Source organism: Nocardioides sp. YJ-D4, assembly GCF_054031495.1.
Genome location: NZ_CM132932.1, coordinates 2,589,573 through 2,610,898 on the forward strand (window position 1 = coordinate 2,589,573; position 21,326 = coordinate 2,610,898).

Annotated in this window: 19 protein-coding genes; 4 read left to right on the plus strand and 15 right to left on the minus strand. The window is 69.8% G+C overall.

Annotation, left to right across the window (positions count from 1 at the left end):
- Nucleotides 1-74: 74 nt before the first annotated feature.
- The 9 genes from chvE to hemL form a co-directional block, all read right to left on the minus strand.
- Entirely contained in the window at nt 75-1,142 is a 1,068-nt protein-coding gene (gene chvE, locus ACW14X_RS12330; RefSeq protein WP_457165775.1) for a multiple monosaccharide ABC transporter substrate-binding protein, read from the minus strand.
- 258 nt (nt 1,143-1,400) lie between these two features.
- Nucleotides 1,401-2,021 carry a maltokinase N-terminal cap-like domain-containing protein gene (locus ACW14X_RS12335; RefSeq protein WP_160025712.1) on the minus strand — a complete coding sequence of 207 codons (621 nt, stop codon included), beginning with the start codon at nt 2,019-2,021 and terminating at the stop codon, nt 1,401-1,403.
- A 17-nt stretch (nt 2,022-2,038) separates the two neighbouring features.
- Nucleotides 2,039-2,425, minus strand: coding sequence for a DUF4229 domain-containing protein (locus tag ACW14X_RS12340; RefSeq protein ID WP_457165776.1), 387 nt, complete (start codon nt 2,423-2,425; stop codon nt 2,039-2,041).
- The gene (ccsB, locus tag ACW14X_RS12345; protein WP_457165777.1) at nt 2,422-3,423 is read right to left on the minus strand and encodes a c-type cytochrome biogenesis protein CcsB; all 1,002 of its coding nucleotides are present in this window, start codon (nt 3,421-3,423) and stop codon (nt 2,422-2,424) included. The genes ACW14X_RS12340 and ccsB overlap by 4 nt, the downstream gene beginning before the upstream one ends.
- Nucleotides 3,420-5,024, minus strand: coding sequence for a cytochrome c biogenesis protein ResB (gene resB / locus ACW14X_RS12350; RefSeq protein ID WP_457165778.1), 1,605 nt, complete (start codon nt 5,022-5,024; stop codon nt 3,420-3,422). Before resB ends, ccsB begins: the two co-directional genes overlap by 4 nt.
- The gene (locus ACW14X_RS12355; RefSeq protein ID WP_457165779.1) at nt 5,021-5,779 is read right to left on the minus strand and encodes a cytochrome c biogenesis CcdA family protein; all 759 of its coding nucleotides are present in this window, start codon (nt 5,777-5,779) and stop codon (nt 5,021-5,023) included. Before ACW14X_RS12355 ends, resB begins: the two co-directional genes overlap by 4 nt.
- Complete coding sequence (locus tag ACW14X_RS12360) at nt 5,776-6,339, minus strand: TlpA family protein disulfide reductase (protein ID WP_457165780.1); 564 nt, start codon at nt 6,337-6,339, stop codon at nt 5,776-5,778. Before ACW14X_RS12360 ends, ACW14X_RS12355 begins: the two co-directional genes overlap by 4 nt.
- 34 nt (nt 6,340-6,373) lie before the next feature.
- Nucleotides 6,374-7,051: a histidine phosphatase family protein gene (locus ACW14X_RS12365; protein ID WP_160025718.1), complete on the minus strand. Its 678-nt coding sequence runs from the start codon at nt 7,049-7,051 to the stop codon at nt 6,374-6,376.
- Nucleotides 7,048-8,373 (minus strand): glutamate-1-semialdehyde 2,1-aminomutase, encoded by a 1,326-nt coding sequence (gene hemL / locus ACW14X_RS12370; protein WP_457165781.1) that lies wholly within the window; start codon nt 8,371-8,373, stop codon nt 7,048-7,050. Before hemL ends, ACW14X_RS12365 begins: the two co-directional genes overlap by 4 nt.
- Nucleotides 8,374-8,540: 167 nt before the next feature.
- On the opposite strand from hemL, the gene ACW14X_RS12375 reads away from it, so the two are divergent.
- Together ACW14X_RS12375 and ACW14X_RS12380 are read left to right on the plus strand one after the other, a co-directional pair.
- Nucleotides 8,541-9,137: a TetR/AcrR family transcriptional regulator gene (locus ACW14X_RS12375; protein ID WP_160025720.1), complete on the plus strand. Its 597-nt coding sequence runs from the start codon at nt 8,541-8,543 to the stop codon at nt 9,135-9,137.
- Between the two features lie 78 nt (nt 9,138-9,215).
- Nucleotides 9,216-11,252 (plus strand): galactose-binding domain-containing protein, encoded by a 2,037-nt coding sequence (locus tag ACW14X_RS12380; RefSeq protein WP_160025721.1) that lies wholly within the window; start codon nt 9,216-9,218, stop codon nt 11,250-11,252.
- On the opposite strand, the gene ACW14X_RS12385 is transcribed toward ACW14X_RS12380, so the two are convergent.
- From ACW14X_RS12385 to ACW14X_RS12395, 3 genes are read right to left on the minus strand one after another with little or no spacing between them, the layout of a single operon-like run.
- A complete protein-coding gene (locus ACW14X_RS12385; RefSeq protein ID WP_457165782.1) occupies nt 11,240-12,637 on the minus strand; it encodes a GH1 family beta-glucosidase in 1,398 nt (465 codons plus the stop codon). The genes ACW14X_RS12380 and ACW14X_RS12385 overlap by 13 nt on opposite strands.
- Nucleotides 12,638-12,647: 10 nt before the next feature.
- Nucleotides 12,648-13,895 carry an MFS transporter gene (locus ACW14X_RS12390; protein ID WP_457165783.1) on the minus strand — a complete coding sequence of 416 codons (1,248 nt, stop codon included), beginning with the start codon at nt 13,893-13,895 and terminating at the stop codon, nt 12,648-12,650.
- On the minus strand, nt 13,882-15,258 hold the full coding sequence (locus tag ACW14X_RS12395; protein WP_457165784.1) for a GH1 family beta-glucosidase: 1,377 nt from the start codon (nt 15,256-15,258) through the stop codon (nt 13,882-13,884). Before ACW14X_RS12395 ends, ACW14X_RS12390 begins: the two co-directional genes overlap by 14 nt.
- 69 nt (nt 15,259-15,327) lie before the next feature.
- Here ACW14X_RS12395 and ACW14X_RS12400 point away from each other — a divergent pair, with 69 nt between their 5' ends.
- Complete coding sequence (locus tag ACW14X_RS12400) at nt 15,328-15,951, plus strand: TetR/AcrR family transcriptional regulator (protein WP_457165785.1); 624 nt, start codon at nt 15,328-15,330, stop codon at nt 15,949-15,951.
- Nucleotides 15,952-15,970: 19 nt separating this feature from the next.
- On the opposite strand, the gene ACW14X_RS12405 is transcribed toward ACW14X_RS12400, so the two are convergent.
- Genes ACW14X_RS12405 through ACW14X_RS12415 form a run of 3 tightly spaced genes read right to left on the minus strand, consistent with a single transcriptional unit; the run spans nt 15,971 to nt 19,867 of the window.
- Nucleotides 15,971-17,470 (minus strand): aldehyde dehydrogenase family protein, encoded by a 1,500-nt coding sequence (locus ACW14X_RS12405; protein WP_457165786.1) that lies wholly within the window; start codon nt 17,468-17,470, stop codon nt 15,971-15,973.
- Between the two features lie 10 nt (nt 17,471-17,480).
- The gene (locus ACW14X_RS12410) at nt 17,481-18,662 is read right to left on the minus strand and encodes an MFS transporter (protein ID WP_457165787.1); all 1,182 of its coding nucleotides are present in this window, start codon (nt 18,660-18,662) and stop codon (nt 17,481-17,483) included.
- Nucleotides 18,659-19,867, minus strand: a complete 1,209-nt coding sequence (locus tag ACW14X_RS12415) for an amino acid deaminase/aldolase (RefSeq protein ID WP_457165788.1) — start codon at nt 19,865-19,867, stop codon at nt 18,659-18,661. Before ACW14X_RS12415 ends, ACW14X_RS12410 begins: the two co-directional genes overlap by 4 nt.
- A gap of 109 nt (nt 19,868-19,976) precedes the next feature.
- On the opposite strand from ACW14X_RS12415, the gene ACW14X_RS12420 reads away from it, so the two are divergent.
- Complete coding sequence (locus ACW14X_RS12420) at nt 19,977-21,311, plus strand: D-arabinono-1,4-lactone oxidase (RefSeq protein WP_457165789.1); 1,335 nt, start codon at nt 19,977-19,979, stop codon at nt 21,309-21,311.
- Nucleotides 21,312-21,326: the final 15 nt, after the last annotated feature.

Sequence of the window (21,326 nt, forward strand, 5' to 3'; positions counted from 1 at the left end):
GTTCCTGCTATCTGGCCAGGTGACGGCGTGGGCCCGGTCCGGAGGGACCCGGGCCCACGCCGCGTACGTGGGCGCTACTTGATCTCGTCGGCGGTGTAGTACTCGGAGTCGACGAGCACCTTGGTGACGTCGTCCTTGGTGACCACGACCGGGTCGAGGAGGTAGGACGGAACAACCTTCTCGCCGTTGTCGTAGGTCTCGGTGTCGTTGACCTCGGGCTCCTCGCCCGCACCGACGGCGACGATCATGTCGACGGTCACCTTGGCGAGCTCGCGGGTGTCCTTGAAGATCGTGGAGTACTGCTCACCGGCGTTGATCGACTTCACCGACTGCACCTCGGCGTCCTGACCGGTCACGACCGGGAGGTCGGCGGTGGTGTAGCCGTTGCCCTTGAGCGCGGCGATGATGCCGAGCGAGAGGCCGTCGTAGGGCGAGAGCACGCCCTGGACCTTCTTGGAGGCGTACGTCTTGGTGAGGATGTCCTCCATGCGCTTCTGCGCGGTGGCGGGGTCCCAGCGCAGGATCGCGGCCTGCTTGAAGTCCGTCTGACCGGAGGGGATGACGATCTCGCCGGACTTGATCAGCGGCTCGAGCACCGACATGGCGCCGTCCCAGAAGAAGGTGGCGTTGTTGTCGTCCGGCGAACCACCGAAGAGCTCGACGTTGTAGGGGCCTTCGCCCTTGGCCTTCAGGCCCTCGACGAGCGAGGTGGCCTGCTGCACGCCGACCTGGAAGTTGTCGAAGGTCGAGTAGTAGTCGACGGCCTCGGTGTCGCGGATGAGGCGGTCGTAGCTGATCACCGGGATGTCCTGCGACTCGGCGGTCTCGAGGACCTCGCCGAGCGCGGTGCCGTCGATGGCCGCGACCACCAGGACGTCGACGCCCTTGGTGACCATGTTCTCGACCTGGGAGACCTGGGTCGGGATGTCGTCCTCGGCGTACTGCAGGTCGACCTTGTAGCCCTCGGCCTCGAGCTGCTTCTTGATGTTGTTGCCGTCTGCGATCCAGCGCTCCGAGGACTTGGTCGGCATGGCCACACCGACGGTGCCCTTGTCGCCATCGCCGCCGTCGCTGCCGCTGCCGCATGCCGCCAGCCCGAGCGCAAGCGCCGCCGCGGTGATCGTGGTGAGTACCTTGCGCACTTACCTGCTCCATTTCATCTACGGCCACGTCGGTAGGCCGACGCGCCGCTATCGGGGGGTCTCGAAAACCGGCGCACGGACCGGCTCCCAGGTGAGCCACATCACAGATGTGAGCGCTCACATTGGGACAGGCTGCCTCTTCATGTCCGAATGCGTCAAGTGCAGGACGAGGATGTTTCCGACTCGTGACTTACGGGAGGCCCCGTTGATCATCTGCGCTACACAGCGGACTCACAGACAAGCCCGGAGGCCGTCCCGTCACAGGTGACGTACGCCGACCAGCGCCCCGGCGCCGTCCGGCCAGGTGACCTGGATCGACTCCGCGCCGTCGGCGTCGGAGCCGTCGACGACCCGCTTCACGACGATCGCGAAGCTGCCCGCGTCCACGCGGGTGTCGGCACCGTGGGAGCGGATGGTGACGCCGTCGAAGTGCGGCACCGCGTTGCGCGACCACGAGCCGGTGCCGGTCGCGGTGACGACGCTCTCGCGACGATCCACCAGGCGTCCCCGGTCGTAGACGTCCATTGGCTCCTGGGTCGCGCCGGTGAGCGCGGCCGTCAGCAGGGCCCGGACCGCCACCGCGTCGGCGGTGGCGTCGTAGACATAGCGCGTGCCGAGCGCCGAGTGCTCGGTGGTCGCCATCAGGAAGTCCTCGGCGCCGTCGAGGGGCGCCTCGCGGTAGGAGACCGGCAGGTGGACGACGGACTCGCCGACCTCGAGGAGCACGCACTCGATCCCGACCCGTCCGGCCGGGTCGTCGAACCGGTAGGAGCCGATCGTGCCGGTCAGGTCACCCTCGCACCACGTCCGGCTGGCGAGCCAGGCGCCGAAGATCTCTTTCTTCGACGGGGTGAGCGTGGCCTTGTGAACGATCGACATGACCGTTATCTACCAGTTCAGGACACCTTGTGGCTATCGCCTTCGCCGTTCGAGGTGGTGTCGGTCTCCGGGCTTCGCCCGGTTACTCCCTCGCTCGGCGCAAGCGGACGAGCAAGCTCGCCGCTTGACCTCGCTCCGGTCGTCTCGGAGTCGATCTCGGCGTCCTCCTTGGCGCGAGCGGCCTCGACCGCCTTCGCGGCCCGGGCCTCGACCTTCTCGGCGAAGGCCCGCCGCTGCGGGTCGAGCACGAAGAAGGAGAGCACGCCGCTGATCACGAACGCCAGGATCACCGAGAAGAAGATGTCGACCTCGCCCGCGACGAGCGACCAGATGCCCGCGACGATCCCGAAGGTGGCGACCAGCGACAGCAGCCGCAGGCCGGTGTAGATCCAGAACTCTTTCATCGTGAGGCTCCCTCGGTGAGCTCGACGACCGCCGGGGCTGCGGGCGCAGCGTACGAATGCTGCGAGGTCGAGGAGAAGTAGTTGATGCCGATGAAGTTGAACCACAGCGTGGCCAGCCCGATCAGCGCGACGATCGCGGCCTTCTTGCCCTTCCACCCGGCGGTCGCGCGGGCGTGCAGGTAGCCGGCGTAGACGACCCAGGTGATGAACGCCCAGACCTCCTTGGGGTCCCAGTTCCAGTAGGAGCCCCAGGCCTCGTGTGCCCAGATCGGTCCGGAGATCAGCACGCCGAAGGTCCACACCGGGAACGCGAAGGCGTGGATCCGGTAGGAGACCCGGTCGAGGTTGTCGAGGACGGGCACCCGCGCCAGCAGAGCCGCATCGGGGAAGCGCGCCTTGAGGAGGTACGCCGCCGAGGCGATGCCGCCCAGCGTGAACCCGCCGGTGGCGATGATGGCCGCGATGACGTGGATGACGAGCCAGTAGGAGTTGAGCGCCTCGGTCAGCGGCGCGACCGGCTCGTAGAGCCCGACCACGGCCAGCATCAGCACCACGACGGTGAAGCCGAGCACCCACGGCGCCATCCAGGACAGCTTGAGCCGCCGATACAGAACGACGTACGCGGCGGCCACCACGAACGAGCCGGAGATCGTGAACTCGTACATGTTGCCCCACGGCACCCGGTTGGGGTCGGCGGCCATCCCACGGCCGACCAGCGCCAGCAGGTGGCACACCACCGCGATCGCGGTCAGCAGCAGGCTGAGGCGTCCGAAGAGGGCGGCGCGCTGCGCGCGTACGGCGGCGGCGGGGTTCTCCGGGACATCGGTCTCGTCGGCCGGTGCACCCGCGCCGACGAGCTCCTTCTCCGCGACCGCGGCCCGGGCGCGCGACTGCCAGGCCGACCACTCGACCAGCGCGCAGAGCAGCGCCAGGAAGTAGACGACGCCGGCGGCCGTGATGGCCTGGTTGCTGAGTACGCCCCAGGTGTGGTCAGTCATCGGTTCTCCTCCTGTGTTCGCGCGCCTCGTAAGGTCTCCGCAAGGCCGGTGACGACGGCTGCGGTGTCTCCACCGCCGGAGCGGTCGAGGGCGGCGATCTCGACCAGTGTGCGCCCATCGACGCGGCGGGCGCGAACCCACACCCGTCGCGGGCGGATGAAGAGGGACCCGAGCAGCCCCACGAGGGCGAGGGAGACGCCGAGGAGCGCCCACTCCTTGCCGGGCGACTTCGAGATCTGCACCCGGTTCCACTGCTGGACGTCGTCGAAGGAGATCGACCCCAGTCCGTCGGGGAGCTCGGCCGTCTCCCCGAGGCGCAGGTTGAACGCCTTGCCGGTCTCGTCGGGCGACATCATGTTGGCCTTGGAGGTGTCGAGCGCGTAGACCGACTGGGGCCCGGCGTCGAGGTTGAGGTCGCCCCGGAAGCCCTGCAGCGAGAGCATCGCGTGCGACCCGTCCCCGATGTCGCCCATCAGGTTGACCGGCTCACCGTCGACCGTGCCCTCGAACGGGTAGAACAGCCCCTGGAAGCCGAGCTCCTCGGGCGAGGCGTACGGCGCCTTCACGACGCCGAAGGAGAGCAGGTTCTGGCTCTGCGGGAGGAAGATCGTCGGGCCGGAGTACGCCACGTCGCCGTTGCCGTCGCGCACGGTGATCACCGGCGCATAGCCGTGGGCGAGCAGAAAGACGTCGGTGCCGCCGATGGTCAGCGGGTGGTTGACCCTGAGGTCATAGCTCTTCTCCTCGCTCGACCCCGTGGTGTAGCGGATCTTCGAGTTGAACCCGCGCGCGGTCCCGGCGCCCGCGCCGGTGCTCAGCCACTCGGCCTTGAAGTCGTCGATCTTGAAGGAGAAGTCGTCGAGGTCCTCGGGGGCGAAGAGCGAGCCCGGCTTGAAGTCGTCGTACTGCGACAGCTCGTTGGCGAAGCCGTACTCCTCCCCCACCAGCACGATCACGCCGCCCTTGTAGCCGAACAGGCTCCCGGTCGCGAACGCGACCAGCACGATGATCAGCGACATGTGGAAGATCAGGTTGCCGGCCTCGCGCAGATAGCCCTTCTCGGCGGAGACGGACTGCTCCCCGGTGGTCGAGCTTGTCGAGACCTCCTTGCGGATGCGGTAGCCGCGCAGCTGCTTCCGCGCCGCGGCGAGCACCTCGGCGGGCTCCTCGTCGGTGACGTACGTCGTGGAGTCGGGCAGCCGGGTCAGCTTGGCCGGCGTCGCCGGCGGCTCGGCCCGCATGGCCCGCGCGTAGACGAGGCACCGCGGGATGATGCAGCCGACCAGCGAGACCATCAGCAGCAGGTAGATCGCCGCGAACCACGGCGTCGAGTAGACGTTGAAGAGCCCGAGCTTCTCGTAGATCGGCGTCAGCGTCGTGTGCGCCTCGCGCCACTGGTCGGCCTTGAGCGAGTCGACCCCGTCCTGCGGGATCAGCGACCCCGGGACCGCCGCGAGCGCGAGGAGCAGCAGCAGGATCAGTGCGGTACGCATCGAGGTCAGCTGACGCCATCCCCAGCGGGCCAGCTCGCGGGCGTTCAGCTCGCCCGGGCGGCGTACGCCTTCGTTCTTCTCCTGGTCGGGAGCAGAGGTGGTGCTCACAGTGCGATGCCCTCCCAACGCTGGACGAGCTGGACCTGCAGCCACTGGACACCGTTGTCCCACCAACCGGTGAGCATGGCGACACCGATCAGGATCATCAGTACGCCGCCGATGATCGTGATCGCGCGGGTGTGCCGGCGGAACCAGCTGAGCGCGACGGTGGCCTTGCGCCACATCACCGCGACCAGGATGAACGGGATGCCGAGCCCGAGCGCGTAGACGGCGAGCAGCAGGCCACCGCGGGCGGCGGTGCCCTGGTCCCAGGCGAGGCCCGCGATGACGCCCAGCGTCGGTCCGGTGCACGGGGTCCAGGCCAGCCCGAAGAGGAAGCCGAGCAGCGGTGCCGCGGCCAGGCCGACCGCCGGGACCTTGTGGAACTTCAGGTCGCGCTGCAGCAGCGGGATGAAGCCCATGAACGCGACCCCCATGATGATCGAGAGCACGCCGAGGACCTTGGTGCCGGTCTGCTGGAACTCGAGCAGCTTGTAGGCGATCCCGCCCACGGTGATGCCCATCAGGACGAAGACCACCGAGAACCCGGCGACGAAGAGCAGAGCGCCTGCGAGCATGCGGCCGCGGCGTACGTCTCCGGAGGCGAGGTCGGCGCCGGACAGGCCGGTGGCGTAGGAGAGGTAGCCCGGGAGCATCGGCAGCGTGCACGGCGAGACGAACGAGAGGAACCCGGCCAGCAGCGCGACCGGGATGGCCAGCATCAGCGACCCGCTCCCGGCGGTGCTCGCGAACCAGTCCGTCATGCGGAGCCCTCTTCTGACTTCGCCGCCGTGGAGATCAGCTCGTCGAGCGTACGTGCCGAGGGGATCTCGCCGCGGATCAGCGCCGCTACGCGCCCCTCGGTGTCGAGGATCGCGGTGGCCGGGATGGCGCGCGGCGCCAGCGAGCCCTTCAGCGCGAGGACGGCGGCGCCGTCGGGCGAGTAGACCGACGGGTACTCCACGCCGTAGTGCCGCTCGAAGGCCAGCCCCTGCGCGGCCGAGGCGTCGCGGGTGTTGAGCCCCACGAAGGCGACCTCGTCGCCCAGCTCCTCGTAGGCAGCCTGGAGCATCGGCATCTCCTTGCGGCACGGCGCGCAGCCGGTCCACCACACGTTGAGCACCGTGACCTTGCCCCGGGTGTCGGCCAGGTCGAAGGGCTTGCCCTCGAGGGTCTCGCCGGTGAGCTCGACCGGCTCCCCGCGATCGGCGACCGGGATCTCCTGGGTGCGGCCGTCCCCAGAAATGTAGCCGGCCTCGTTCGTGCCGGTCTGCCCGCAGGCAGCGAGCATCACCACCAGTGGGAGAGCGAGCAGCCAACGCATGCCCCTGAGCCTGCCTAACAAAACTGAGAGACTTCTAATCTTCCGAGTCGCCGGCCGAGAACGGCGCGTACTTGTCCTTCGCGGGCAGCATGTCGCCGGCCGGCTCCCCGTAGGAGAGCGCGACGAACTCGTCGTCGACGAAGTGCAGCGAGGTCAGCGAGCACAGCGCGCACTGGCGGCGGCGCGGGTCGTGCAGGAAGCTGCGGCCCTCGATGTGGAGCCGGGTGGTCCAGATCGGCAGCTGGTGGGAGACGATGACCGCCTCGTGCCCCTTCGCCTGGTCCCGGGCGTCGTGGATCGCGGCCATCATCCTGGCCACGATCTCCAGGTAGGGCTCGCCCCACGACGGCTTGAGCGGGTTGAGCAGCTTCGGCCAGACCTTGGGATCCTTCAGCGGCCCCATGCCGTCCTTGAAGCTCTTGCCGACGAAGAGGTTCTCCGACTCGAGCACCCGCTCGTCGAGCGAGATGTCGACGCCGAGCGCCTTCGCCAGCGGCCCGGCGGTCTGCTGAGCGCGCTCGAGCGGGCTGGAGATGACGTGGGTGATGTCCTGCCCGCCGATCCGGTCGGCGACCCGCTCGGCCATCCGCAGGCCGAGCTCGGAGAGGTTGAACCCGGGCCGGCGCCCGTAGAGGATCCCGTCCGGGTTGTGCACCTCACCGTGGCGCAGCAGGTGGACCGTCGTCTCGATGCCATTTCCCTGGGACGTCATGCCTTCACCTTTACAGCAGCCTCGGCGGCGTACGGAATCGCCTCCGTGATCTGGGAGATCGCCCGCTCGTCGTGGGCGGAGGAGAGGAACCAGGCCTCGTAGGCGCTCGGCGGCAGGTAGACGCCCTGGTCGAGCATGGCGTGGAAGAAGGCCTTGTACGCCGCCTCGTCGGTGGTCTTGGCCTCGTCGAAGTTGCGCACCGGCTTGTCCGTGAAGAAGACCGAGAACATCGTGCCGGTCGACTGGATCACGTGCGGGAGACCGACCTTGGAGAAGCTCTCCTCGATCGCCGCCTTCACGACGTCGGCGGCCCTGGTGATGTGGTCGTAGACCTCGTCGGTGGCCAGCCGCAGCGTGGTCAGGCCGGCGGTCGTCGCGACCGGGTTCCCGGAGAGCGTGCCGGCCTGATAGACCGGCCCGTCGGGGCTGAGCGATCCCATCACGTCGGCGCGGCCGCCGAAGGCAGCCGCCGGGAAGCCGCCACCCATCACCTTGCCGAAGGTGACCAGGTCGGGCGTCCAGCCCTCGGGCTTGCCGTCCAGACCCCACTGCCCCTGCTTGCTGGCCCGGAACCCGGTCATCACCTCGTCGGAGATGAACAGGGCGCCGTTCCTCGTGCAGGTCTCGCTCAGGAACTGGTTGAACCCGGGCTCCGGCGGCACGATGCCCATGTTGCCCGGCGAGGCCTCGGTGATCAGGCAGGCCACCCGGCCGGCGTACTGCTCGAACGCCGCGGTGACCGCGGCCCGGTCGTTGTACGGCAGCACGACGGTGAGCTCGGTGCTGCTCTCCGGTACGCCCGGGGTGCCGGGGATCGCGTGGGTGACCAGCCCGGAGCCGGCGCTGGCGAGCAGCGAGTCCACATGGCCGTGGTAGTTGCCGGCGAACTTCAGGATCACGTCGCGTCCGGTGAACCCTCGTGCCAGCCGGATGGCCGACATCGTCGCCTCGGTGCCGCTGCTCACGAACCGCACCTTCTCGACCGGTGCCCGCTCGACGATCGCCTCGGCGAGCTCGACCTCAGGGGTGGTCGGGGTCCCGTAGGACGTGCCCCGGGTGACGGCCTCCAGGACAGCGGCCTGGACCTCCGGATGGGCGTGGCCCAGGAGCATCGGGCCCCAGGAGCAGATCAGGTCGACGTACTCGTTCCCGTCGACGTCGGTCAGCCAGGCCCCCTTCGCCTCCCGGATGAAGCGCGGCGTCCCGCCCACCGCGTTGAAGGCGCGCACGGGCGAGTTCACGCCGCCCGGCGTCACGGCCTTCGCGCGGGCGAAGAGCGCTTCGGATGCCGCTGCGGACAGGGGTGCGATGTCGTGAGGCACCGCAGCATTGTTCCCCAGACCACGTCGAAACCCCATTTCTCCGCCCCGGCGCGGCACGGCGCAGCGGCGGATCCGCGCGGCGGTCTCCGACGACAACCCGGATCCTGGTCATTCGTCTTGGTCACCTACGCTGGCGATATGGGCTTCCTACTGACGAGAGACCTCTGATGGCGCGCGTGTCAGCCGACGTACGCCGCGAACGCCTGGTCGAGGCCGCGATCCGGGTGATGGTCCGTGACGGCGTCGCCAAGACCACGACGCGCTCGATCGTGGCGGAGGCCGACATGCCGCTCGGGGCCTTCCACTACTGCTTCCGCTCCAAGCAGGAGCTCCTGGAGAACGTCATCGAGGCGATCACCGGGCACACGCTCCAGCTGGCCCTGGTGGAGATGCGCGGGGAGGAGTCGTTCGAGGAGAAGCTCCAGGCGGCGCTCAGGGCGTATTGGCAGCACGTCATCGCCAACCCCGACGAGCACCAGGTGACCTACGAGCTGACGCAGTACGCCCTTCGTCAGCCAGGCCTGGCCACGGTCGCGCGCCGTCAGTACGAGACCTACCTCGAGGCCAACACCCAGGTCCTCACCGTCCTCGCCGAGTCCACCGGGGTGACGTGGGACCAGCCGATCCCCATGCTCGCGAGATACCTCACCGCCAACATCGACGGCCTCACCCTGCTGTTCCTCAACGAGGGTGACGCCGAGGCCGCCGGGGCCGCGCTCGACTTCGCCGCGGCGCACGTCGCCTCCATGGCCAGATCGGCGTAGCCACCGGCATCTGGACCGTTGACCGGGTCATGCGTCCAACTCTAGGATGCGGCGTACGTCACGCACCCTGGAGGCACTGTGAACGCCGTCCGCTCGCTGCTCTGTCTCGTCCTCGTCGGCTTCGTGGCGTTCGCCCCGCCAGGCTGGTCGTCGCCGCCGGACCAGTGGTGGGAGCCTGCCGACCGGCCGGTGCCCGACTCCCAGGTCAACGTCACCGGCAAGCCGTTCACCGGCACCGACGCCACGGGTGACGTACGCGGCTTCGCCGACGTCCACAACCACCTGATGACCAACGAGGCGTTCGGGGGCGAGCTGGTCTGTGGCAAGCCGTTCTCCGACGCCGGGGTCACCGACGCCCTCGAGGACTGCGCGGCGCACTACCCCGACGGCTCCGGCGCGCTGCTGGAGAACCTGACCGGCGCGGAGCCGGACGGCAAGCACGACCCGGTGGGCTGGCCGACCTTCAAGGACTGGCCCTCGTACCGCACGATGTCGCACCAGCAGAACTACTACGCCTGGCTTGAGCGGTCGTGGCGAGCCGGGCAGCGGGTCCTGGTCACCGACCTGACCAGCAACGGCGTGATCTGCTCGATCAACCCCAACCGCGACCGCGGCTGCAACGAGATGGAGTCGATCCGCCTTCAGGCCGAGAAGACCTACGACCTGCAGGACTTCGTCGACAGGATGTACGGCGGCGAGGGCAAGGGCTGGTTCCGGATCGTCACCGATCCCGCCCAGGCCAAGCAGGTCATCGAGGACGGCAAGCTCGCCGTGATCCTCGGCGTGGAGACCTCCGAGCCGTTCGGCTGCAAGCAGGTGCTCGACGTCCCGCAGTGCAGCAAGGCGGGTATCGACCAGGGCCTCGACGAGCTGCACGCCCTCGGCGTACGCAGCATGTTCCTGTGCCACAAGTTCGACAACGCGCTCTGCGGCGTGCGCTTCGACTCGGGCACGACCGGGACGATCATCAACGTCGGCCAGTTCCTCTCGACGGGCACCTTCTGGCAGACCGAGAAGTGCCGCGGGCCGCAGCACGACAACCCGATCGGCAACGCAGCCGTCCCCGAGATCGAGGAGAAGCTGCCCGCGGGCACCGAAGTGCCGACGTACGACGGTGACGCGCAGTGCAACACCCGCGGCCTCTCCCGACTCGGCGAGTACGCGATGCGCGGGATGATGCAGCGCGGCATGCTCGTCGAGCTCGACCACATGAGCGTGAAGGCCACCGGCCGCGCGCTCGACATCCTCGAGTCGGCCGACTACCCCGGCGTCATCTCCAGCCACAGCTGGGCCGACCTCGGCTGGGCGGAACGCGTCTACGGGCTCGGCGGCTTCATCGGTGAGTACATGTTCGGGCCCGAGGAGTTCATCGGTGCGGCCGGGCGGACCGAGGCGCTGCGCACCGAGTACGACAAGGGCCTCGGCATCGGCACCGACTTCAACGGCCTCGGCTCCCACCCCGCTCCCCTGGGTGCCGACGGCCCCAGCCCGGTGACCTATCCGTTCCGCAGTGTCGACGGCGGGTCGATGATCGACCGGCAGGTCACCGGCGAACGGGTCTGGGACGTGAACACCGACGGCGGAGCCCACGTCGGCCTGGTCCCGGACTGGATCGAGCAGATCCGCCGCCTCGGCGGCACGGAGGCCGTCCAGGACCTGATGGGCGGAGCCCAGTCCTACCTCGACACCTGGGTTGCCGCATCCGGCTACACGCCGCCGGGCAACCTCGCGGCCGGATCGCGCGCCACGGCGAGCTCGTCGGAGTGGAGCGCCTTCACCAGCTTCGCCCCGGGCCGCGCCATCGACGGCGACACCGGCACCCGCTGGGCCAGCGACTGGAGCGACGACCAGTGGCTCGGCCTCGACCTGCGCAGCGAACGGACCGTGGGCCGTGTGGTCGCCGACTGGGAGAGCGCCCACGCGGCGGCGTGGAAGGTCGAGGTCTCCTCGGACGGCACGACGTGGCGCACGGTGTGGTCGACCGACACCGGGAAGGGCGGGGTCGAGACGGCGACCTTCGAGCCGACCACCGCTCGCTACGTACGCATCCACGGCGTCAGCCGCGCCACCCGCTACGGCTACTCCCTGTGGGAGGTCGGCGTCTACGACCGCTGACCCGCCCGGGCGGCGATCAGCTCCTGGTACCAGCGGAACGAGTCCTTGGGAGTACGCCGCAGGGTGTCGTAGTCGACGTGCACGAGCCCGAAGCGCTCGGCGTACCCCTCCGCCCACTCGAAGTTGTCGAGCAGCGACCAGGCGAAGTAGCCGCGTACGTCCACACCCGCGGCGATCGCGTCGGCAACAGCCCACAGGTGCGCGTCGTGGTAGTCGATCCGGGGCTGGTCGTGCACTCCGCCGTCGGCGGCGACGGTGTCGTGGAAGGAGCATCCGCTCTCGGTGACGTAGACCGGCGGGAGCGCGTCGGCGTACCGCTCGTGGAACCGGGTCAGGATCTCGGTGAGCCCGTCGGGGACGATCGCCCACCCGAAGTCGGTGGTCGGTACGCCGACGAGCTGGCGCGGCTCGAACGGAAGCCCCTCCGGCATGATCGCGCCTTCGAGCGCCGGGCCGTGGTCGCCACCGGATCCGGGGGCGCCGACCAGCACCGGCTGGTAGTAGTTGATGCCGTACCAGTCGAGCGGCGCCGAGATCACCTTCAGGTCCTCCGCCACAGGTCCCGGCATCATCGAGGTGATCAGCTCGTCGGGGTACTCGCCGCGCAGGATCGGGTCGGAGAACAGCCAGTTGGTCAGCGTGCCGAACATCTCCGCCGCCTCCCGGTCCTCGGCCGAGTCCGAGGCCGGCCGGGCGGGCTGGTGGTTGGACGCGATGCCGATGTTGCTCGCTCCGGCCTCCCGCAGCGCGGAGACGGACAGGCCGTGGCCGAGCAGCAGGTGATGGGCCACCGGCAGCGCGTCGAAGCCGAGCGCCTGGCCGGGGGCGTGGGTGCCGAGCGCGTGCCCGAACATGGTGACCACGACCGGCTCGTTCAGCGGCATCCACATCGAGACCCGGTCACCGAGACGCTCGCCGACGATCGCGGCGTACTCGGCGAGACGGAGCGAGGTGTCGCGATTGAGCCAGCCGCCGGCGTCCTGCAGAGCCTGCGGCAGGTCCCAGTGGTAGAGCGTCGCGGCCGGCTTGATGCCCGCCTCCAGCAGCCCGTCGACGAGCCGGTCGTAGAAGGCCAGCCCCTCGGCGTTGGCCGGCCCGGAGCCGGTCGGCTGGATCCGCGGCCAGGCGATCGAGAACCGGTAGGCGTCCACGCCGAGGTCCTTCATCAGCGCGATGTCCTCGGGGTAGCGGTGGTAGTGGTCGCACGCGACCGCCCCGGTGTCGCCGTTCTTGATCCGGCCCGGCTCTGCGCAGAACGTGTCCCAGATCGACGGCCCGCGGCCGCCCTCCTCGACGGCACCTTCGATCTGGTACGACGCGGTGGAGACGCCGTAGACGAAGTCGGTGGGGAGCTGCAGGCTGGGCGGATCAGGGTGGGTGGTCACGAGTTGTCTCCTATCGAACGGACTTGATCCGGTAGACCAGGACGGCGCCGGTCAGCGTCACTCCGGCGGCGACGGCGTACAGGGTGGAGTAGCCGCCGAGCAGGCTCACGATCGGCGCAGCCACGACGGGGGCGAGCACCTGCGGCAGCGAGTTGGCGATGTTGACGACGCCGAGGTCCTTGCCGCGGTCGATCGCCTCGGGAAGTACGTCGATCATCAGCGCGAGGTCGACCGAGGTGAACACGCCCATGCCGAGACCGAGGACGGCCACGCCGATGATCGCGGCCGTCCAGGAGTGGAAGCCGGCCAGCGAGAGGGTGCCGGCTGCCATCACGACGCCGGCGACGGTCACGAAGATCCGGCGGCGGTCGAACCGGTCCGACAGCCATCCGCCGGCGACGACCGTGACCAGCAGGGCGAGGGAGTTGACCGCCGAGAGCAGGAAGACGCCGGCTTCGGGGTTCTCGTGGTGAACCGCGTCGTCGAGGTAGAAGAGCAGGTAGACCAGCCCGATCGCGAACCCGAGGTTCATCAGGAAGCGGGTGAGCCATGCCCAGGCGAAGTCGGGGTGCAGGCGAGGGCTGATCCAGAAGCCGCGGAGGAACGTTCCCCACGAGAAGGATGGCCGGTCGGCGGGGTCGAGGACCAGGTCGCGGCGCATCGCGACGTACGGCGCGCTCGCGATCACCAGGAAGACCGCGCACGCGAGGTAGCCGCCGACGATCCCACCCGCAGCGGCCGCGAGCCCGGCACCGACGACGGCGCCGACGGTCTGGGCGAGGCCGAGGAAGCCGCCGATGGTGCCGCGCTGCTGGTGCGGCGCATGGTCGGGTACGGCGGCGGTGATCGCGGCGAAGTTCGCGTTGAGGGCGATCTGGGCCAGGCACCATCCGATGGCCACCACGACGAGGTTGGGCGCGAAGGCCAGCAGCACCAGGCTGGCCACGCCGCCGCAGATGCCGAGGACCGTCCACGGCAGGCGGCGGCCGAAGCGCGACGTCGTCCGGTCCGAGAGCGCGCCGAAGACCGGGTTGGCGACCGTCGAGCAGAGCGCGCCGATGCCGACGACCCAGGCGAGCGCGGCCTCCTTGTCGTCACCGGCGAACCGCTCCGCCTGCATCCCGAGCAGGGTCAGGATCGGGCCGAACCATGCGGTGAACAGGCCGACGTTGGCCAGGGAGATCGCGGCCACCCATGACATGGGGGCCGGCTTGGCCGGCTCGTCCAGCGCCGACAGAGTGAGCTCAGAGCTGGTCACGTTGGGCCCCGATCAGCTGCTGGAACCAGGAGTAGGAGTCCTTCGGCGTACGCACCAGGGTGTCGTAGTCGACATGCACGAGGCCGAAGCGCTGGGTGAAGCCCTGGGTCCACTCGAAGTTGTCGGTCGGCGACCAGACCCAGTAGCCACGGACGTCCGCGCCCTCCTCGATCGCCTGGTGCACGGCGCGCACGTGCGCGTCGAGGTAGTCGATCCGCACGTCGTCGTGGATCCTGCCGTCCGGACCGGGTTCCTCGGTGCCGGGCCGCTGGGAGGTGCCGTTCTCGGTGACGATCAGTGGCGGCAGGCTTTCGCCGTACCGCTCGGTCAGCGTCAGCAGGATCTCGCGCAGGCCGTCGGGGCTGATCTCGCCGCCGAGCCCGGTCTTGGGCCCGTCGACCTCGACCGCCCGGAACGGCATCTCCGCCGGGATCTCGTGCTCCTGGATCAACGACGGCTCACCGGTCGGGGCGGCGACTCGCTGCGGGCTGTAGTAGTTGACGCCGTAGAAGTCGAGCGGGGTCGAGATGACCTCGAGGTCTTCGGCGACCGGACCGGGCATCCCCTCGGCATACCCCTCAGGGTAGCGGCCGAGGAGGATCGGGTCGCCCCAGATCCAGTCGGTGAGGTCGGCGCTGAACGCGGCGGCGGCGATGTCCTCCGGACTGTCGGAGGCGGGCCAGGTCGGTGCGTGCGGGTTGGCGGTCCCGACGCCGCGGCCGCCGGCCGCACGGATCGCCTGGACGGCTAGCCCGTGGGCGAGCAGCTGGTGGTGAACGGTCGGCAGCGACTCGAAGAGCAGCTTCTGCCCGGGGGCGAAGCCGCCGATCGCGTAGCCGAGCAACGAGAGCACCACCGGCTCGTTGAGCGGGATCCAGTACGCCGCGCGGTCGGCCAGCCGCTCGGCGACGACCGCGGCGTACTCGCCGAAGCGGAGCGCGGTGTCTCGGTTCATCCAGCCGCCGGCCTCCTCGATCGGCAGCGGGGTGTCCCAGTGGTAGAGGGTCGGCGCCGGCTTCAGGCCGGCCGCCAGCATCTCGTCGACGACCCGGTCGTAGAAGTCCAGGCCCTTCACGTTGACCTCGCCCGACCCGGTCGGCAGGATCCGCGGCCAGGCGATCGAGAACCGGTAGACGTCGGCGCCGAGGTCGCGTACCAGCGCGATGTCCTCGGGATAGCGGTCGTAGAAGCCGGCGCTGGTCGCCGGCGTCTTCCCGTCGGCGATCCGCCCGGGCTGCTCGCAGAACACGTCCCACGTGGACCGTCCCCGCCCGTCGGCGTCGAGCGCACCTTCGGTCTGGTACGCCGAGGCGCCGACACCCCACTCGAAGCCAGCGGGGAATCGGGGCAGCGGCCGGGTCATGGCCCAGACGATAACGCCAATACCGAATACCCGCTAGGTTTTCGCGTGGGCCCACCTAGACTGCGGAGCATGTCCAGCCGAGCCCGTGGTCCTTACGCCAAGTCCGCCGAGCAGCGGCGCCGGATCCTCGACGTGGCGCAGGACGTGTTCGGGCGCCGAGGCAGCCACGGAGCGTCGCTGCGGGAGATCGCCGACCTGGCCGGCCTGAGCCAGGCTGGAGTGCTGCATCACTTCGGCTCCAAGACGGGCCTGCTGATGGCCGTGCTGGAGGAGCGTGACCAGGCCTCGCGCCAGCAGGCGGACACCGGCGCCACCTGGGACGAGCAGGCCCAGGTGGCGCGGAGCATGTTCGAGCGGGCCATCGCCGATCGCGGGCTGACCCAGCTGTTCACCACCGTCACCGCCGAGTCGATCGTCCCGAGCCATCCGGCCCACGACTTCACCGTGGCCCGCTACCGGCGTACCGTCGCCGAGTTCACCGCAGCGCTGACCGACGCCGCACCGGCCGAGCCCGAGCCGGCCGCGGCACCCGCTACGGACCTGGAGGGCGTCGCGCGCCTGGTGATGGCGGCCATGGACGGCCTGCAGCTGCAGCACCTGCTCGACCCGGACGCGAACGTGCTCGGAGCCTTCGACATCCTGCTCGAGGCGCTACCTCTCCTCGCCCCGCCCCTACCCGGTTCGACGGACTGACCGGCGTTCCTCGCAGGGCTCAGTCCTTCGTGTTGCGGGGGTGGCCGTAGAGCGTCTTGATGAGCCGGGTGAGCGTCTGGATGTTCGTGGCCTTGAACGGCATGCCGTGGAGCTCGTTCTTCATGCCGAAGCGGGTCACCAGGATCGACTGCCGCTTGGTGAACTTCCGGATGCCGTCCCGCCCGTGCCGGGCGCCGAGACCGGAGTCCTTCCACCCGCTCATCGGCAGCTCGAGAGCGAAGTAGTTGGCCAGCGCGTCGTTGACGGTGACGGTGCCTGCCTGGAGCTCGCGCGCGATGCGCTGCCCCTTGGCGAGGTCCTTGGTGTAGACCGCTGCCTGCAGGCCGTACGCCGAGTCGTTGGCCAGCCGCACGGCGTCGGCCGCGTCGGCGACCTTCATGATCGGCAGCGTCGGACCGAACGTCTCCTCGCGCATGCACGCCATGTCCTGGTCGACATCGACCAGCAGCGTCGGCTCGAAGAACCGCCCCTCGCCCTCGCGTACGCCTCCTCCGGTGAGGGCCTTCGCACCGCCAGCCACCGCGTCCTCGACATGCCGGGTGACGGTGTCGAGCTGCGGCGGGAAGGTCAGCGACCCCGACTCCGACGTGCCGAAGCCGGTCGACTCACCCACGCGCAGCGACTCGAAGCGCTCGGTCATCAGGGCGACGAACTCGTCGTAGACCGGCGCCTCGACGTACACGCGCTCCGAGGAGGTGCAGGTCTGGCCGGAGTTGTGCATCGCGCTGAAGAGCGTCACGTTCGCAGCACGCTCGAGATCGGCATCGGCCAGCACGATCACCGGGTCCTTGCCGCCGAGCTCGAGGCTGCACGGGATCAGCCGCTCGCCGCAGCGCCCGGCGACCTTCTTCCCGGTCCGGGTGGAGCCGGTGAACATCACCGCATCCACGTGCTCCACGAGCGCCGCACCCGCCGCCCCGGTCCCGGTCGCGATGCTGAAGACGCCGTCGGGCAGCCCGATCTCGTGGGCCATCTCGGCCATCAGCACCGACGTGAGCGGAGTGATCTCCGACGGTTTGAGCACGGCGGTGTTGCCGGCCGCGAGCGCCGGGATCACGTCACCGAAGTTGTTGAGGAGCGGGTTGTTCCACGGCCCGATCACGCCGACGACGCCCACTGGCTGGTAGCGGACGACCAGCTTGCGCCCGAGCACGAACGGCGACCGGCTGGTGATCTTCTCGTCGGCGAGATACTCCGAGGCGTGCTTGGCCCAGAACGCGCTCGCGACGGCGCCGTACATCACCTCGATGTTGGCCTCGTCGAGCGACTTGCCGTTCTCGGCGTGGATCGTCTCGGCGATCCGGTCGGCGTTGTCCAGGAACCACTTCTGCATGCGGCGCAGGTAGCGGCCGCGGCCGGCGTACCCGAGGCCCGCCCAGGCCGGCTGCGCGGCCCTGGCGGTGGCGACGAGCGCCTCGACCTCGACCGGACCGAGGTCGGGAACGCTCTGGATCGTCTTGCCTGTCGACGGGTTCTCGACCTCGATGACAGCACTCATGCCTTGCTCCTTACCTGGGGGGGGCGAACCGGGAGGCCATCAGCAGCAGGACCGGGCTCAGCAGCAGCGGAAGCACGAACATCGCGCGGTGGCTGACCTGCTCGGCGACAGTGGCGATGGCGACGGCGGCCACGAGGTAGCCGACGTAGTTGGACACGTTGACCCGGGCGACGGCCTGACCGCCACCGTCGGCGTCGAGGTGGCCGGCCGCGACGAACGACAGCGGCGGGATCATCGCCAGGCCGGCGCCGAGCAGGCCGAAGCCCAAGATCGCGACCCACACCGACGGCGCGGCGACGACCAGCGCCATCGAGACGATCGCGATGAGCCCGCTGATGCGCACGGTCCGCACCGGCCCGATGCGGCGTACGACCGTGTCACCGACCAGCCGGGTGAGCAGCAGCACGGCCTGGTACGCCGTGAACGCCAGGGCCGCCGCGCTCTGCGTCGACGACAGCCCGTCGACCAGGTAGATGCCACCCCAGGCCGAGATCGACGAGTCGAGGAACCACATCACGAAGGTGGGTACGGCGAGCAGCAGGACCGGCAGCCACGGCACCTGCGGTGCGTGCGGTGCGTGCGGCGCGTGGTCACCGGCGTCGACACGGCCGTCGATGGGGTCGACCACCAGCAGGCCGCCCAGCAGCGCGGCGTTGAGCGCGAGCCCGACCGCGCAGACGATCGCGAACGACAGCAGGAGCGACCAGCCCAGCTCCAGGGTCAGCGCCGCGTAGCCGCCGCCGATGACCGCGCCGAGGCTCCACATACCGTGGAAGCCGACCATGATGCTGCGGCCGTAGAGGTCCTCGATGCCGACGCCCTGCATGTTCATGGCGGCGTCGATCTGGCCGACGAAGAGCCCGTACGCACACACCGCGACGACCAGGCCCGCAACGCTGTCCGGGAGGGAGACCAGCAGCGTCGCCACCGATGCGCCGACCAGCGCGGCCCTGAGGACCCGGGCGCTGCCGAAGCGTGCGGCGGCGTACCCGGTGATGACGCTGCCGACGGCCGACGCGATCGCCACGCCACCCAGCAGCAGGAGCACCTGGTAGTCGCTGAGGTCGTGCTCGGCCTTGATCGTGGGCAGCCGGGTGATCAGGGACGCGAAGGTGAATCCCTGGATCCCGAAGGCCGCGAAACAGGCCCGGCGGGCCGCCCGTGGCGGCGCGGGGGTCACGGTCGTGGTCACAGGAACGTCCTTCCTTCTCCTCGGTAGGTCGGGACGGCGTCGACGACGCTGCCGCCGTCGACGAGCACCAGCTCGTCGACGTGCTCGCAGAGCTCGCCGGCCTTGGTGTGCCGGAACCACACCCGGTCGCCGATCCCGAGCCGGGCGGCCGCAGCACCGGTCAGCGGCGTCTGCACCTCGCCCGCTCCCTCGGACGGCACCAGACGCAGGCCGCGGGGCCACACCGGGATCGGGAGCCGGTCCTTGCCGGCGGCCCCGGAGGCGATCCAGCCACCGCCGAGAACCGTCGCGTGGCGCGGTGAGGGTCGGCGTACCACCGACAGGACGAAGTACGCCGCGGGCTGGGGGTGGAAGCGGGTGTAATGGTCGAACTGGTGCGGAGCGAGCAGTCCCGACCCGGCGGCCACCTCGGTCACGGCGTCCTCGGCGACGGTCGTCTCGATGCTGCCGGTGCCGCCGCCGTTGACGAACTCCAGCGGCGCCACGCGGCGCACAGCGGCCACAGCGGCGGCCCGTCGTTCGGCCAGCTCGTCGACGGACCTCCGCTGCAGCGCCCGGACGACGTGCTTGGACAGGCCCGGCTGGTTGTCGCCCATCCCCGCGATCTGGCCTTCGTACGCCATCACGCCGACGAGCTCGCAGCGCGGGTGCGCCACGACGGCCCGGGCGAGCGCGGCCGCCTGCTCGGGCGCGTGCACGGGCGAGCGCCGGGCGCCGAGGTGCACTCGGCCGGAGGCCAGGCGGAGCGAGGCGTCGAGCTCGATGCAGATCCGGATCCGCGGACCGCTGGCGCCGGCCGCGGCGGCGATCAGCTCCAGATGCTCGACGCTGTCGATCATCAGCGTCACCCGAGAGGCCAGCAGGTCGTCGTCGGCGAGCCGCCGGATGGCGGCCGTGTCCGCGGTCGGGTAGCCGACCACGACGTCCTCGACCTCACCGGCCAGCCAGAGTGCCTCGGGCAGGGTGTAGGCGAGCACGCCCTGGAAGCCCGGCATCGCCAGGGTGCTCCGCATCAGGGCACGGCAGCGCACGGACTTGCTCGCGACGCGGATCGGTGTGCCGCCGGCACGGCGAACCAGGTCGGCCGCGTTGGTGCGCAGCGCGTCCACGTCCACCACGGCATACGGCGTGGGGAGGTCGGCGGTGGCGGCTTCGAGGTCGTCGAAGGAGGCACGTACGCGCGTCGGGACGGTGAGATCCAGCATTCGTCGAGCATGGACCGACCACCGAATTAGGTCAAGTGTCCAAGACTATTGACCTTTGCTGTGACCTGGGTCATCCTGAGGCCCGACTGCCCACAGAAGGGACCCACCCATGAGCACTCGATGGCGCAACTGGTCCGGTACCGAAGAGGTGACCCCGGCACGCGTGGCCACGCCCGCGACGACCGATGAGGTCGCAGCCGCGGTGAACGCTGCCGTCGCCGACGGCCTGACCGTACGCGCCATCGGATCCGGGCACTCCTTCACCGGCGCGGCCGTCGCGCCCGGGCTGCAGCTCCGGCCGGACCGGCTGGACGGCGTGCTCGCCGTCGACGCGGACTCGGGCCTGGTCACCGTCGGGGCCGGCCTCCCGCTGCACCGGCTCAACCCGATCCTCGCCCAGCACGGTCTGGCGATGGAGATCCTCGGCGACATCGACCGGCAGACCGTCGCCGGCGCGGTCTCGACCGGCACCCACGGCAGCGGCGAGAGATTTCGGAGCATCTCCAACCAGATCCGCGCGCTCGAGCTGGTGCTCGCCGACGGCTCGGTCGTGACGTGCTCACGCGAGGAGCGGCCGGAGCTCTTCGAGGCCGCACGGGTGTCGATCGGATCCCTCGGCGTCATCACCACGGTCACCCTCCAGTGCGTGCCGCTCTACGCCCTGCGCGCCGTCGACGCGCCGATGCCGCTGGACGAGACCCTCGACGGGCTCGACGAGCTGGTGGCGGGCAACGACCACTTCGAGTTCTTCTGGTTCCCGCACACCACCACCGCGCTGACACGCCGTTTCGAGCGGCTTCCGGGCGACGTCGAGCTCAACCCGATGAGCACGCTCGCCCGGACGATCGACGACAGGATCGTCACCAACATCGGCTTCGAGGCGCTGCTGCGCCTCGGCACCCGATTCCCCGGCCTGGTCCCCGGGATCACCCGGTTCGTGACCCGCGCGGTGTCGTCCCGGGACTTCACCGACCTGGCCCCGAACGTGTTCGCATCCCACCGCGACGTGCGCTTCCGCGAGGGTGAGTACGCCGTCCCGCGGGCCGCGGTCGCAGACGTGCTCCGCGAGCTCCGGCGGTGGGTCGAGACCCATGACGAGAAGGTGTCGTTCCCGCTCGAGGTCCGCTTCGTGAGGAGCGACGACATCTGGCTCTCGCCGGCGTACGACCGCGACGTCGCGTACGTCGCCTTCCACCAGTACCACCGGATGCCCCACGAGCGCTGGTTCTCCGTCTGCGAGGACATCCTCGGCGCCGCCGACGGGCGTCCGCACTGGGGCAAGATGCACCGGCTCACCGCGGCCGACCTCGCCGAGCGATATCCGCGATTCGGCGACTTCACCGCGCTACGCGACGAGCTCGACCCGACCGGCGTCTTCGCCAATCCGTACGTCGACCGGGTCCTCGGCCTCACCAAGCACCAAGCCTCGCCGATCCGGCACTGATCCCCTGACGTTCGG

Bases quoted from the DNA above. Each gene is read 5' to 3' on its own strand.
- ACW14X_RS12335 (WP_160025712.1), bottom strand. From the start codon at position 2,021: ATGTCGATCGTTCACAAGGCCACGCTCACCCCGTCGAAGAAAGAGATC.
- ACW14X_RS12340 (WP_457165776.1), bottom strand. From the start codon at position 2,425: ATGAAAGAGTTCTGGATCTACACCGGCCTGCGGCTGCTGTCGCTGGTC.
- ccsB (WP_457165777.1), bottom strand. From the start codon at position 3,423: ATGACTGACCACACCTGGGGCGTACTCAGCAACCAGGCCATCACGGCC.
- ACW14X_RS12355 (WP_457165779.1), bottom strand. From the start codon at position 5,779: ATGACGGACTGGTTCGCGAGCACCGCCGGGAGCGGGTCGCTGATGCTG.
- ACW14X_RS12360 (WP_457165780.1), bottom strand. From the start codon at position 6,339: ATGCGTTGGCTGCTCGCTCTCCCACTGGTGGTGATGCTCGCTGCCTGC.
- ACW14X_RS12365 (WP_160025718.1), bottom strand. From the start codon at position 7,051: ATGACGTCCCAGGGAAATGGCATCGAGACGACGGTCCACCTGCTGCGC.
- ACW14X_RS12375 (WP_160025720.1), top strand. From the start codon at position 8,541: ATGGCGCGCGTGTCAGCCGACGTACGCCGCGAACGCCTGGTCGAGGCC.
- ACW14X_RS12395 (WP_457165784.1), bottom strand. From the start codon at position 15,258: ATGACCCGGCCGCTGCCCCGATTCCCCGCTGGCTTCGAGTGGGGTGTC.
- ACW14X_RS12400 (WP_457165785.1), top strand. From the start codon at position 15,328: ATGTCCAGCCGAGCCCGTGGTCCTTACGCCAAGTCCGCCGAGCAGCGG.
- ACW14X_RS12405 (WP_457165786.1), bottom strand. From the start codon at position 17,470: ATGAGTGCTGTCATCGAGGTCGAGAACCCGTCGACAGGCAAGACGATC.
- ACW14X_RS12415 (WP_457165788.1), bottom strand. From the start codon at position 19,867: ATGCTGGATCTCACCGTCCCGACGCGCGTACGTGCCTCCTTCGACGAC.
- ACW14X_RS12420 (WP_457165789.1), top strand. From the start codon at position 19,977: ATGAGCACTCGATGGCGCAACTGGTCCGGTACCGAAGAGGTGACCCCG.